The organism is Leisingera aquimarina DSM 24565, from assembly GCF_000473165.1.
Taxonomy (GTDB): Bacteria; Pseudomonadota; Alphaproteobacteria; order Rhodobacterales; family Rhodobacteraceae; genus Leisingera; species Leisingera aquimarina.
In genome coordinates this window covers 386135-399421 of sequence record NZ_KI421504.1, presented here as the reverse complement: position 1 = coordinate 399421, position 13287 = coordinate 386135, and the positions used below count along the sequence as shown (strand labels likewise).

The 13287-nt window shown below is 59.6% G+C and carries 13 protein-coding genes; 8 read left to right on the top strand and 5 right to left on the bottom strand.

The window, feature by feature from the left end:
* Nucleotides 1-23 precede the first annotated feature (23 nt).
* Entirely contained in the window at nucleotides 24-968 is a 945-nt protein-coding gene (locus AQUI_RS27300) for a LysR family transcriptional regulator (protein ID WP_051371833.1), read from the bottom strand.
* Nucleotides 969-1068: 100 nt separating this feature from the next.
* Between AQUI_RS27300 and AQUI_RS0105800 the strand changes: the two genes are divergently transcribed.
* Nucleotides 1069-2058, top strand: coding sequence for a sterol desaturase family protein (locus tag AQUI_RS0105800; protein WP_027256658.1), 990 nt, complete (start codon nucleotides 1069-1071; stop codon nucleotides 2056-2058).
* Here the strand turns inward: AQUI_RS0105800 and AQUI_RS0105795 are convergent.
* The 3 genes from AQUI_RS0105795 to AQUI_RS0105785 all read right to left on the bottom strand — a co-directional run bounded on the left by AQUI_RS0105795 (nucleotide 2046) and on the right by AQUI_RS0105785 (nucleotide 5241).
* A complete protein-coding gene (locus tag AQUI_RS0105795) occupies nucleotides 2046-2777 on the bottom strand; it encodes a type 1 glutamine amidotransferase (RefSeq protein WP_027256657.1) in 732 nt (243 codons plus the stop codon). The two genes, AQUI_RS0105800 and AQUI_RS0105795, sit on opposite strands and share 13 nt — an antisense overlap.
* A gap of 7 nt (nucleotides 2778-2784) precedes the next feature.
* Nucleotides 2785-3789, bottom strand: a complete 1005-nt coding sequence (locus AQUI_RS0105790; RefSeq protein ID WP_027256656.1) for a GlxA family transcriptional regulator — start codon at nucleotides 3787-3789, stop codon at nucleotides 2785-2787.
* 105 nt (nucleotides 3790-3894) lie between these two features.
* The gene (locus AQUI_RS0105785) at nucleotides 3895-5241 is read right to left on the bottom strand and encodes an NAD(P)-binding domain-containing protein (RefSeq protein ID WP_027256655.1); all 1347 of its coding nucleotides are present in this window, start codon (nucleotides 5239-5241) and stop codon (nucleotides 3895-3897) included.
* Nucleotides 5242-5404: 163 nt separating this feature from the next.
* Here AQUI_RS0105785 and AQUI_RS0105780 point away from each other — a divergent pair, with 163 nt between their 5' ends.
* On the top strand, nucleotides 5405-6706 hold the full coding sequence (locus AQUI_RS0105780; protein ID WP_027256654.1) for an ABC transporter substrate-binding protein: 1302 nt from the start codon (nucleotides 5405-5407) through the stop codon (nucleotides 6704-6706).
* A 21-nt stretch (nucleotides 6707-6727) separates the two neighbouring features.
* Here the strand turns inward: AQUI_RS0105780 and AQUI_RS0105775 are convergent, their stop codons facing one another.
* Nucleotides 6728-7453, bottom strand: a complete 726-nt coding sequence (locus AQUI_RS0105775; RefSeq protein ID WP_027256653.1) for a FadR/GntR family transcriptional regulator — start codon at nucleotides 7451-7453, stop codon at nucleotides 6728-6730.
* A gap of 477 nt (nucleotides 7454-7930) precedes the next feature.
* On the opposite strand from AQUI_RS0105775, the gene AQUI_RS0105770 reads away from it, so the two are divergent.
* From AQUI_RS0105770 to AQUI_RS0105745, 6 genes are all read left to right on the top strand, one after another.
* A complete protein-coding gene (locus AQUI_RS0105770; protein WP_027256652.1) occupies nucleotides 7931-9220 on the top strand; it encodes an ABC transporter substrate-binding protein in 1290 nt (429 codons plus the stop codon).
* 75 nt (nucleotides 9221-9295) lie between these two features.
* Entirely contained in the window at nucleotides 9296-10165 is an 870-nt protein-coding gene (locus AQUI_RS0105765; protein WP_027256651.1) for a branched-chain amino acid ABC transporter permease, read from the top strand.
* Nucleotides 10158-11138 (top strand): branched-chain amino acid ABC transporter permease, encoded by a 981-nt coding sequence (locus AQUI_RS0105760; protein ID WP_027256650.1) that lies wholly within the window; start codon nucleotides 10158-10160, stop codon nucleotides 11136-11138. Before AQUI_RS0105765 ends, AQUI_RS0105760 begins: the two co-directional genes overlap by 8 nt.
* Entirely contained in the window at nucleotides 11135-11902 is a 768-nt protein-coding gene (locus AQUI_RS0105755; RefSeq protein WP_027256649.1) for an ABC transporter ATP-binding protein, read from the top strand. The genes AQUI_RS0105760 and AQUI_RS0105755 overlap by 4 nt, the downstream gene beginning before the upstream one ends.
* Entirely contained in the window at nucleotides 11892-12599 is a 708-nt protein-coding gene (locus AQUI_RS0105750) for an ABC transporter ATP-binding protein (RefSeq protein ID WP_035919826.1), read from the top strand. The genes AQUI_RS0105755 and AQUI_RS0105750 overlap by 11 nt, the downstream gene beginning before the upstream one ends.
* Entirely contained in the window at nucleotides 12550-13158 is a 609-nt protein-coding gene (locus AQUI_RS0105745; RefSeq protein ID WP_035919824.1) for a hypothetical protein, read from the top strand. The genes AQUI_RS0105750 and AQUI_RS0105745 overlap by 50 nt, the downstream gene beginning before the upstream one ends.
* Nucleotides 13159-13287: the final 129 nt, after the last annotated feature.

The following is a 13287-nucleotide window of genomic DNA, read 5'->3' as shown; positions in this document are numbered from 1 at the left end:
GTGAAATTGGCAGGCGCTCCGAGTTACGGGGCGCCTGTTTTCTTTGGCGGCAGCACGATGAACTCGGCGGCGGCAGGGCTGGCGGCCCAATTCTGGCAGGCCTGGGCAAAGGCGCTGGTGATGCGGCGCGGGTTGCTGCGGTTGTAGCCCACCGCCAGCGACAGCGGGGTGCCGCCGTCCGCAATGGGCCGCACCGCCAGCGGCTGGCCGCCATAGCTGAGATCGGTGGCGGGGCACATGTTCAGGATGGCGCAGCCGTGGCCGGCCGCCACCATGGCGCGGACCATCTCGGTGGTATTGGCCTGCACGATAGTCTCGGGGCGGCGGGTGAGGCCGGCAAACAGGCGCAACTGGTAGTCGGTGACCATCGGGCGGTTCAGGGCGATCAGCGGTTCGGCGGCCAGATCGGCGAGGCTGAGGACTTCGCTTTCCGCCAGCGGATGGGCGGGGTGGAGCAGCGCGTAAGGCGGTGCCTGCAGCAGCATGTCGTAGTCGATATGCGGGTGGCTCCCGTCCGGAACAAACAGGACGGCGTCATAGCGGCCGTCCTGCAAGCCGGCCTGTGCGGCATCGTTGTGGCATTCCTCCAGCTCCAGAGTGATCTGATGGCGCGGCGCCAGGAAGGGTGCGAGGATTTGCGGCAGAAAGCCGGGGGCCACGGGTGCGTAGTAGCCCAGGCGGAAGCTGCCGGTGAACTCCTGCTTCAGCTCGGCGCCTTCGGCCAGGAGGGTGTCATAATCTTCCAAGAGGCGGGTGAACTTGCGGGCCATGTCCCGGCCTGCGCGGGTGGGTTCGATACCGCGGGCACGGTGGCGGGTGATGAGCTGCAGCTGAAACTGCGCCTCGATCTGGCTGATGGCCGCGGAAATGGCCGAGGCCGCCACATGCAGCTCCTCCGCGGCGCCGCTGATGCTGCCGTGCTGCAGGGCAGCGGTGAAATAGCGCATGGCTTTGAGGGTAACGGGCATCTCTTCCTCTGATTTTCAGAGGAAGGTTAGCGAAATATTCTGTTTTTCAAAGATGAAAAACCGCGGCACCTTAAGGCAGACCTGAATGAAGGATGCACAGATGCCTGAAAAAGAGCTGAAGGGCTGGAACCACCTTCCACCGTTGCCGTTGCAAACCTCGCCGCTGTTTCAATGGCCGCCGCGCCCGGTGGCAGCGCTGAAGTGGTGGCTGAACGGCTGGTTCCTGATCTCGGAAAAGCTGATCATCGCGGCGATTGCACTGATCTCGTTCCACTGGTTTCAGCCGCCGCTGGAAGAAAGCCAGAGCTTGTCGCTCAGCTGGATTGCCCCGATGTACCTGCGCAATCTGGTGCTGATGGGCGCGGTGGCCGGGCTGCTGCATCTCTATTTCTACACGTTTACCGTGCAAGGGAAGCGGCTAAGGTATGATCCCCGGCCGCTGATGAAGAATGGCCGACAGTTCACGCTGGGGGGCCAGATCCGGGACAATGTGTTCTGGACCATGACCAGCGGAGTGTTCTTCTGGACCGCCTATGAGGTGCTGATGTTCTGGGCGATGGCCAATGGCTATGCTCCGATGATTACCTGGGCGGCGCATCCGGTCTGGTTTGTGGCGCTGTTCTGGCTGATCCCGATCTGGGAGAGCTTCTATTTCTACTGGATCCACCGGCTGCTGCATGTGCCGTTCTTTTTCAAACGCGTGCACGCGCTGCATCACCGCAACATCAACGTCGGCCCCTGGTCCGGCATGTCGATGCATCCGGTGGAGCATCTGATTTTCCTCGGCTCGGTGCTGATCCACTGGGTGGTAGCGGCGCATCCGGTGCATATCCTGTATCACCTGCAGTTCAACGTGCTGACCGCAGCGACCACCCATACCGGGTTCGAGGGGCTGCTGATGAAGGGCAGGAACCGGCTGAGCCTGGGCACCTTTCATCACCAGATGCACCACCGCTATTTCGAGTGCAATTACGGCTCGCTGGAGGTTCCCTGGGATAAGGTTTTCGGCTCGTTCCATGATGGCACGGTGGAGGCGGATGCGGTTATGAAGGAGAGACGTAAACAGATCATGGCTGATCAGCCGGGCTGAACGGTGTCCAAGAAGTTCGCAAACACTTGGCGGGCGTTTTCATGCATAGCGCCTTGGATAGTATCAAATCTGGATTGGAACCTGTCCACCCCGTCTTCGCCCAAAGCTGCGACAAGTGCGTTGCGGTAGGCCGGAATCGCGTTCCAGTTCCTGATGGTGTCTGCTTCGGCTTCAATATGGAATTGCATTGACCAGGCATTCGAATTGATGCGCATGGCTTCGACCGCGCACCTGGGAGAACTGACAAGAACAGTTGCGCTCTCGGGTGGTTGTGCAACTTCAACGCCATGCCATTGCAGAACCGGAAGGCTGTTCGGCAGGCTCTTGAGCAAGGGATCCATCAATCCGGATGGGGTCAGTTCAACCTGTGTCACACCGACATCAGCCGTTGGACGCAAGGGTCCGCAAGTGCCGCCAAGCGCATCTGCCAAAAGCTGATGTCCAAGGCACAGGCCGAGGTAAGGTTTCTGCAATTCTTGTACCCAAAAGCGTATGGCCTGCTTTTCGGCAGCAAGCCAAGGGTGCTCGGCTACGTCCCAGACATCCATTGGACCGCCCATGACCCACAAGGCGTCAAAAGCGGCTAGCTGTTCCCGGTCCGGGATAGGTTGGTCTTGGTCCAGCTCAATCGTTGTCCAGTCAATGCCCGCTTCGCGCATCATGCCGCGGAAAGATCCGGGGTGCTCGCAATTGAGGTGCTGAAAAACCAGAAATCGCATTTCCGCCTCATGCTGAAGGAATTGGGCGGTTGTCCTGGACCCGGAACAGGTTCACCTTGCGGCGCTCTTCCTGCGGGGTGACGCCAAAACTGTCGCGGTAGTGCTGCGATAAGGTTGAGGATGTGGCATAGCCAACTGCATTGGCGATCGAGGTGATGGAATCCCGGGAGTACATCACCAGCTGCCGGGCCGCGTTCATCCGCAGTGTGCGGTAATAGATTGCCGGGCTTTGCCCGGTGGCGGATTTGAAGCTGCGTTCCAACTGCCGCGGAGAGACGCCGATTTCGCTGGCGGCGTCGCGGATCGACACCGGATGCTCCAGATTGTCTGCAAAAAGCTCCACCGCCTTGGCCACTGGTGGCGGCAGGCTGTCAGCGGTGCTGTCAGTCTTGAAGGCGGGGATCTTCTGACGCACGCCCTCGGCCCGGACCATCGGGTGCTGGAACCAGCAGGCAACCTCGGTCATCACCGCGTCGCCCATGGTTTGCTCGATCAGTTTGAGCGAAAGGTCGAACATTGCCGCAGCACCGCTGGCGGTAAAGCGGCGGCGGTCCAGAACGATTACATCGTCGACAGTGGCGAGCGAGGGGAATTCGGCGCTGAAGGCGGCCTTGTAGCACCAGTGGACCGAGCAGCTATGCCCGTCGAGCAGGCCAGAACGGGCGAGCGGAAACACCCCGCCGGAAACCGCACCCATGGTGGTGCCGTGGCGGGCCAGGTGGCGCAGCTTGCCATTGGAGCCCTTGGGGTCTTCAAACTTGCCTTGCGGACTGGACAGCAGAAACAGCGTGTCGATGTCCTCGGCCTGATCCAGGGCGCAGTCAGGCTGAAAGGCCACATTGGCAGAGGCATTCACGCTGGCGCCGGTTTCCGAGACCAGTTTCCAGTGAAAGGTTTCAGTGCCGGCAATTTCATTTGCGGCCCGCAAAGGTTCGATCGCCGAGGTTAGGCAGGCCATTGGAAAGCCCGGAAAAATCAGGAAGCCAAGTGTCATGGTGTTATCGCGCTGCATAAAGTGGATATTAGCTTGCGAAGAGGGATTCGCACAGCGGCGAAAGGTGCCTGCGCCGCCCAGGAAGGAAAACGGCGCAGGCGGATCTGCCAAAGCAGGCAGATCCTAGTTCTGCAGGTAGGCCTCCAGCGAGTCATCCAGGGCGTCTTTCCACGGGGTGTGATGGACAGGCGCCATGGTGCCTGTGATAACCGATTTGTAGGAGTTGTTGCGGAAGGCCATGATGTCCTGGGCCTTGTGGCCCTTCCATTCATAGAACGCCTGGCAGGCGCCGGCCACGTCGAAGGTCGGGTAGTCGGTCTCTTCGATCAGTTCCAGCACATAGTCGCCCTGGTATTTGATCGCATATTTGACGTCATCCGAGGCCTCTTCGCGCGCTTCACGTTCCTTCACGTCGGCAAGCAGGGTGTTCTTGTCTGCGGGGATTTCAATCTTGCCCATGATCGCGTCTCGGACCCACCAGGCCTGGGCGTCGAACATGTTGAAAGTGAACCACTGATCCTGCATGCCCAGATAGAACATCTTGGGATTATGGGCGAAAACCACGCCCTTATACAGATCAGCCGAGGCAAGGCGGTTGGCGGTTTTCAGGCGCAATTCGTCGGGCAGGAAGCTGAAGAAATGCTTGTAGCCGGTGCAAAGGATAATTGCGTCAACTTCCTTTCGGGTGCCGTCCGCGAAAGTTGCGGTGTTGCCGTTGACCGACTCCAGCGCCGGCACTTCGTCCCAGTTGTCCGGCCATTTGAAGCCCATCGGAGCAGAGCGGTAGGAGGTGGTGATCGACTTGGCGCCGTATTTCCAGCATTGCGAGCCAATGTCTTCGGCCGAGTAGGAGGCGCCGAGGATCAGGATGTCCTTGCCGGCGAATTCGCGGGCGTCGCGGAAGTCATGGGCGTGCAGGACGCGGCCGTTGAACGTGTCGAAACCGGGGTAGAACGGCACGTTCGGGGTGGAGAAATGGCCCGAGGCGCAGATCACGTGGTCGAAGTCTTCCTTGTAGGTGCTGTCCTTGGCGTGGTCGTGCACGGTAATAGTGAAGTTGCCGGCGTCCTCGTTGTATTCGACCCAGCGGATGGCTGAGTTGAAGCGGATCCACTTGCGCACGTCGGCCTTTTTCACCCGGCCTTCGATATAGTCGAACAGCACCGCGCGCGGCGGGTAGGATGCGATTTGCTTGCCGAAGTGCTCTTCAAAGGAATAGTCGGCAAATTCAAGGCCTTCCTTGGGGCCGTTGGACCACAGATAGCGGTACATCGAGCAATGCACAGGCTCGCCGTTTTCATCCAGGCCGGTGCGCCAGGTGTAGTTCCACAAACCGCCCCAATTGTCCTGCTTTTCAAAGCAGACGATTTCCGGGATTTCTTCACCTTTGTTGGCGGCGGATTGGAATGCGCGCAGCTGCGCCAGGCCAGAGGGGCCGGCGCCGATGATGGCAATTCGTTTCTTGGTCATGTGGCTCTCCCATTGGTACGGACCAATATTAGCATTTGGTTCTTTTGGTCTGATCCAATTAGGTCCAAAATTGCACCGCAGAGTCAACATATTTTCACGGAAGGAATAAGATTTTTCACTGATTGGACTGGCGGGGCAGAGAATTGTTGTTAGGATTCAAGCCATGAAGACGACCAGTTTTGTACACCAGCTGACGGCCCGCGCGGCGCTGCCGCGGTTGTCGGTGGGAATGACAGAATCAGTGAATATCGGCTTTCTTGGCCCGCTTTCGGGCCCGGTGGAGAGCTGGGGGCTGCCTGGATTGAACGGCTGCCGGATCTGGGAAGACGGGCTGAACAAGGCCGGCGGGGTGCTGATTGGCGGCCGCCGCTACCCGATCCGCATCCATTCCTATGATTGCGGCTATGATCCGGAACGCTCGCTGGAGGGCGCGGTGGAGCTGGCGCAGAAGCATAAAGTCAAGCTGATGCTGATGCTGGGTGGCGATACCTTTGCGCCGGTGCGCGATTTTCTGATGCGCAACAAGGTGCTGACTTCGACCCTGCTGCCATCCGATTTGTCGCCCGATACGCCCTATCTGATCGCGCCGAGCGAAGCGCACCCGATCCAGAACGTGACTGGCGTGGCCTGGCTGGCGGAAAACAAGCCGGGTTTGAAAACCGTAGCTTTATGCAGCCAAGCAGATCTGCTTGGGATGCCGTCGCGGGCGGTTTACCGCGCGGCGTTTAAGGCCGCAGGCAAAACGATCCTGCGCGAGGTGGAGTATGATCCGGGTTCCAGCGATCCGGGGCCGGTGGTGGACCCGATGCTGGAGAGCGGTGCCGATATCCTGTGCTGGTGTTCGTCCTATGCGCCTATGGTGCATGCGATGACGGAATATGCCTATGCCAAAGGATTTAAGGGGCAGATCATCAGCTGCACCATGGATGGCTATGATCAGCTGGTGGAGCGGACTTCGCCCGAATTCATGGAGGGCGTGGTTTTTCAGTTTCCGGATTTTGACGATCCGCTGCTGCGGGAAAAGGCGTTTTTCTTTAACCGCCCGCATGTGTTTTACGAGGAATACAACCGCCGCTTCCCAGGCAGCTGGTCGGCAGTAAGCTGGGAGTATGTGGCGATCCTCGACATCTGGCACAGCGCGGTGGAGAAGGCAGGTTCTGTCGAACCTCCATCGGTGCTGGCAGCGATGAAACAGTTGGGCCATGTCACCCACGCGTTCGGCCATGCGGAGTGGTGGGGCGAGGATATTTTCGGTATTTCCAATGCCTTGGTCGGTGACTGGCCTGTCGTGATCATCCAGGAAGGCAAGGCGCGGATTGCCGGTTTTAAGTCGATACCTGGCTGGCTGGCGCAGCATTCCGCATTGCTGAAATCCGAAATGGCGGCATTGGGGCAGTTGTGGCACCAGCGGCTGGAAAGCGGTGCGCCTGGCAGCGAGGTTAGTTCGCGCGCGGTGAAAGGCTGAGCGGGCGTGGCCCGGCCGGGCTCAGACCTCCTGCAGCAGCAGATTCTGCTCGTCAATCAAATGCAGTTTGATGAATTCCATCGCGGATTCCACATCGCGTGAGGCGATGGCGTTGAACAGCGTGTTGTAGCGTTTCTGGTATTCCTGCATCCGCTGCGGCGTCAGGTGGCGGCGGCGCAGCGCAGTGCGGTAGGACAGGCGGCAGGCCTCGATTGTCAACTCATAGCAGGAGTGCAGCAGCGGGTTGCCGGTGCCCTCGGCAATCTTGCGGTAGAGATCTTCCTCAGCCTCGATGAATTCCCCGGGATCAGTGCGCACAGCTTCGACGCGGGAGAGGATCTGGTCCAGTTCTTCGATCTGGCGCGGAGTCATGTTGATCACTGCAAGGCGCACCAGTTCTGGCTCCAGAATGCCGCGTACCACCAAATGATCCAGCGGCGAAACTTCTTTGGCCAGTGAAGAATAGGATGTTTCGGGTTTGGGATCAGAGCGGAATTTGACAAAACTGCCTGACCCGGGTCGGCGATGGATCACGTCCTGGCCTGTCAGCACGTCCAAGGCTTCGCGCACGGTGTTGCGGGCGACGCCCAGCTCCGAGGCCAGCGTGCGTTCTGACGGCAGCCGGGTGTCCACCGGGTAGGTGCCCGCCTTGATCCGGGCGAACAGCGTGTCGATCACGACTTGCACTGTAGCGCCAACCGAATGGGTGGTCAGGATTTGCGAGGTGGTGTCTTCCGCTGAGCTCATGGTCTGTTTTCCGGGTCGGATGGGCGGGGGAATCCCCTGCGCCTGATCGCTGTGACAGATGTGCAGTTACCCGTTTTGGCGGCCTCAATGCAACCGTCTGACACAGCTGGGATTGGTCTTAAGGCTAACGATTCTTCTGCCCGGCGGCAAGAAAGTTGAAAAAAATTGGTTCTTAAATTGGTTGCGGGGGTGTTTGGATAATATGCGCCGCAAGATCATGTTTTTATGCCGTTTTGCGGGTTGGTTTTGCCGCATTTCTGGATGAATGGTCCTGTATTGGTGCCTTTTTGGTTCGCTGAATGAAAGAAAATTTCTTTGCGGTGAACCAGCTCGCTGCTAGCCTTGGTTCAGGATGGGGCCAATTTACCCTAATTGGTTCAGTTGTGTTGAGTTGAAACCAAGGGGCGCGAAAGACAGAGACCGCATCCTGCAGAACACACCGCCGCAAAACAGGCGGGTCCAACATGGGAGAAGAAGATGATTTCCAAGATCGTGAAATCGGGGCTGACCCGGAGGACGTTCCTCAAGTCGACAGCGGTCACCGCGATGAGTGCCGGGCTGCCGGCCGCGTCACTGGCGGCGGGCAATACAATCAGGATCGGCTTTCTGGCGCCATTAACCGGCGCGGTGGCGGCCTGGGGCAAGCCCGGGCTGGACGGTTGCCAGATCTGGGCCGAGCGGGTGAATGCCGCGGGCGGCATCAAGCTGGGCGATGGCAGCTATGACGTCGAGTTCGTGTCTTATGACAACGAATACGATCCGGCCAAGGCGCGCACCGGGGCCACCAAGCTGATCCGCGAGGACGGTGTGAGCTTTATCATGATGCTGGGCGGTGACACCTGGCCCGGCGTGCAGCCGGTGGCGGACAAGACCGGCATGCTGTTCTCCACCCTGCTGCCGTCGGACCTGTCACCCGATACCAATACGCTGATCGCACCGGCCGAGGTGCACCCGATCTACAATGTGACCGGTGTGGAGTGGCTGGCCGAGAACAAACCGGAGCTGAAGACCGCGGTGATGTGCGCCCAGGATGATGCGCTTGGCCTGCCCTCGGTCGCGACCTATCTGGCGGCCTTTGAGGCGGCAGGGATCGAGATGCTGGACGCGCCGCTGCTGTTTGACCCGGCAACCACTGATTTTGCACCGGTTGTCACCCGGCTGATCAGCAAGAGCCCGGACATTGTCTGTCTCGATACCTGCTACAGTGACTATGTGCATCCGATTGCCGAACAGCTGTTCCAGCAGGGCTTCACCGGGCAGATCATCTCCTGCACCGCGGATTTCTATGATCAGATGATCGCCAAAACCTCGGAAGAGTTTATGGAAGGTTTCGTCTTCCAGTTCCCGGATTTCGATGATCCGGCGCTGAACGGCGATAACATCAATTTCACCGATCCGAACGGGTTTTATGAGGCGTTCAATACCCGCCACCCGGGCCAATGGGGCGCGGTGAGCTGGGAATATGCCTCGATCATGGATCTGTGGAAGGCAGCAGCGGAGAAAGCTGGATCGGCTAGCCCGGATGCGGTGGCAGCTGCGATGAAAGAGGGTAAGGGCAAGCATGCCTTTGGTGACGCGGATTGGTGGGGCACCGAACTGTTTGGCATCGACAATGCGCTGGTCGGCGACTGGCCGGTGGTGGCGATCGAAAGCGGTAAGGCCAGGATCAAGGACTTCCGTTCGATTCCTGACTGGTATGCGAAACACGGTGATCTGCTGATCAAGCACATGCAGGCCTATGATCAGATGTGGAATCAGCGCAGCTGACCTGTCAGGCAGGCAAACTCGCGGCGCGGAGTTAATTCTTTGCGCCGCAGACCGATTGAATAAAGAGACAATCCGATGCTGGACCTTCTGGCGCAGACCGGCCTTAACGCCGTGTATGCTGCGAGCTATATTTCCCTTGTTGCTGTGGGGCTTGTGCTGATTTTTGGTGTCATGGGCGTGATCAACTTTGCCCATGGCGAACTGTTCATGGCGGGCGCCTATGCGATTGTGGCGCTCTATGCAGAGCTGCACCTGCCGTTCTTTGTCGCTGTTGCCATTGGCCTGTTGTTTGTCGGTTGTCTGGGCCTGTTGATGGAAAAGGCGCTGTTCAGGCCTTTGAAGGACAATCCACTTGGCGGGCTGGTCGCTTCGATCGGGTTTCTGATGATCCTGCAGGCGCTGGCGGTTATGGGATTCGGCGTGCGGATGGTGCATATCCCGCCAGTGACGCAAGAAGTCATTGTGTTCACGGAGAAGGTGCGGCTGCCAGTGGCGCGGCTTTATGTGATCATCGCCGCAATCGTACTGCTGTCGGCGCTTTGGTACTTTTTGAAGCGGACCAAATTCGGCTGGGCGCTGCGCGCCTCGGCGCAGGATCCTGAGGCGGCAGCGCTGCAGGGGATTTCAATCACCATGACCGCGCGGATTGCCATGTTCATCGGCGCCGGTCTGGCCGGGATCGCCGGGGCGCTGACTGCGCCGCTGGTCTCGGTCAACCCGCATATGGGGCATTCGGTGATTGTCACCGCCTTTATCGTCATCATCGTGGGCGGGGTCGGCTCGCTGGAGGGGGCCATCGTGGCCTCGGTCGCCTATGCGCTAGTGCATACCTTTGTGACCACTTTCTATGATGGCGTGCTGGCTGACATCGTCGGGCTGTCGCTGATGCTGGTTGTGCTGATTGTGAAGCCGACCGGCCTGTTTGGGAGTGCCGACCGTGCCTAAGTTCCTGATTTGGATCGCGGCGCTGGCCGCATTGATCGCCCTGCCGCATGGGCTCAGCTTTTCGCAGCAGGAAATCCTGGTGTTCCTGACCATCAACGTGCTGCTGGTGGCCAGCTACCGGTTGCTGACTCTGACCGGCGAATGGTCGCTGGGCCATGTGGTGATCATGGGGGTGGGGGCCTATTCCTCGGCCCTACTGACCAAAAAACTTGGAGTCTATGTTCCTATTTCGATGCTGCTGGGCGGGGTGATTGCGGCGCTGATTGCGGTACTGCTGTCTTTCCCGCTGTTCCGGATGAAAGGGTTCTATTTCCTGATCGGCTCTTTTGCCGCCGGCGAGATCATCCGCCTGCTGTGGAAGCGGTTCCGTGACCCGTTTGGCGGCGCCAAGGGGATCAAGGGGATCGACCCGATGCCGGATTTCTCGGTCGGATTCTACCAGTTCGATTTCTTCGAGCCGACGTCCTACTACTATTTTGCAGGGATCATTGTCGCTGTGTGCCTGTGGATCCTGTGGCGTATCGAGAAATCTCCGGTTGGCCTGACCTTCCATGCGGTGCATTGGCAGGACAAGCTGGCGCAGGCCTCTGGCGTGAATGTGCGGGCTTACCGTACGCTTGCCTTTGCCATTGCCTCGGGCTTTGCCGGGATTTCCGGCGCTTTGCTCGCGCATTACATTGGCACCATTAACCCCAACGCCTTTGATATCGACCTGATGGTTTATGTGCTGACCTGGGCGATCGTTGGCGGCACCGCTACCTTTTACGGCCCGATCCTGGGCTGTGTGGTTCTCACCGTCATCAACGAGATTGTGCTGCGTGAGCTGGGTCTCGAGCAGATGCGGCCGCTGATCTATGGCGCCATCATGATCCTGTCGATCCTGTTCCTGCCTAACGGGCTGGAAAGCATCGTGCAGAAATTCACCAAAAGACGCGCTGCTGAGGGTGCGCCGGAACGGAGGCCGGCAGAATGACCGATTTTCTTGAAGTCAAAGACCTGACCATGCAGTTTGGCGGCCTGACGGCGGTGGACAGCCTGTCGTTCAAGGTGGCGCATGGGTCCATTCACGGTTTGATCGGCCCTAACGGGGCGGGCAAGACTACGACCTTCAACATGATCTCGGGCTTCTACAAGCCCACCGAGGGGCAGGTGCTGCTGCGCGGTGAGGATATCTCCGGCCTGCAGATGCATGAGGTGGCCCGGCGCGGGGTGGTGCGGACGTTCCAGCACTCGACACTGTTTGCCGAGCTGACCGTGCTGGAGAACGCGCTGGTTGGCACCCATATGCCGTTCCGCCCCAATATCTTTGCCGCGATCATCGGCTGGGACAGCGAGGACCGCAGCGGGGCTGAGGCGCGGGCCAAGGAAGCGCTGGAGTTCTTTGGCCTGGACCATGTGATGCAGGAACGGGCAGGCGATCTGAGCCACGGCCACCAGCGGGCGCTGGGCATGGCGGTGGCCTATGCCAGCCACCCGGATGTGATCCTGCTGGACGAGCCCTTTACCGGCATGAACCCGGAAGAGACCCGGCAGATGATGGATCTGATGGAGCGGCTGAAGGCGGACGGGATCACCATCCTGATTGTCGAGCATGACATGCAGGCGATCATGGGACTGTGCGACACCATCACCTGCATGAGTTTTGGTAAGTTCCTGGCCGAAGGCGGACCGCAGGAGATCCGCAATCATCCGGCGGTGATCGAGGCCTATCTTGGAGGCGCGCGCCATGTTGCTTGAGATGAAGAACATCGCCGTCAACTACGGCAAGATCAACGCGATCCGGAACATCTCGGTCGCGGTGCCTGAGGGCAAGATCGTCACCATCATCGGCGGCAACGGGGCGGGCAAGACCACCACGTTGCGGGCGATGTCGGGGATGCTGCCAATCACTGAGGGTGAGATCACATTCGAGGGCAAGCGGATTGACCATCTGCCAGCGCATAAGGTGGTGGCCAATGGCATCGCCCATGTGCCCGAAGGGCGGCGGATCTTCCCCGACATGACGGTGGAGGAGAACCTGCGCACCGGAGCGTTTCTGCGGAGAAATAAAGACGCCATCGAAGACGATCTGGAGGATGTCTTCACCCGCTTCCCGCGCCTGCGCGAGCGGCGCACCCAGATGGCCAAGACGATGTCGGGCGGCGAGCAGCAGATGCTAGCGATAGGACGGGCGCTGATGTCCAAACCGCGGCTGTTGCTGATGGATGAGCCATCGATGGGGCTGGCGCCGGTGATCGTCGAGGAAATCGCCCGGATCGTCGAGGAGATCAACGCCAACGGGCTGTCGGTGGTGCTGGTCGAGCAAAATGCCGAGCTGGCACTGGAACTGGCCGATTACGCTTATGTTTTGGAAACTGGAAATGCAGCAATGGAGGGTCCTGCAGATGAGCTTCACGGAAACGAACACGTCCGCGCCGCGTATCTGGGGCTTTAAGGCCGATGCGGAAATGCGGGTCGCGCGCGAGGCCGGCTGGTCCCGCGCTGATCTGGCTTGGGAGCGGTTGATGGAACGGGCGCTGGCTGCGGCTGGACGTGACCGTCCGCGCAATGCGATGCGGTTGTTCCGGCTGGCGGACCTGCTGGCGCGGGTTGTTTTTCCGGCGACGGATCTGCGCCGGGCAGCAACACCGGCCAATCTGGCAAGGCTGCAGTTTCGTGCCGGGGCGTTGGCGGAGGCGGAAAAGTTGCAAGCCCGCGCATTGCGGATCTGGGCCGGAGCGGCAGAGCAGGTGGAGCAGATGCAGATCGCACCGCGCAGCCGGTCATCGCTGTTTCATTTGCGGATGGAAGCACTGCACCGGGATACTTTTCATGCCAATTTGAAAACCCGGGTGGGCAGGATCGCAGCAGAGACTGGTGAGACCCTGCGCAGCCTGACTTCCGGCTGGCCGGTCGGCCACCGACATGCCAGCCGCTGGCGCGGCGAAAAACCAGTGGTGTTTGATGGCACGCGCAAAGTTCTTGGCGCCTGCTTGCTGCTGCTGGATGACTGAGTGTACCCAAGCCAATAATGCCGGCATGCAGAAACCCGGGCCAGATGGTCCGGGTTTCTTGTCTGCGCTCCTGCCGGGCTGACGGAACGGCAACAAATTTCTTTCCTGTGGCGGTGAGGGCTTGGGAAA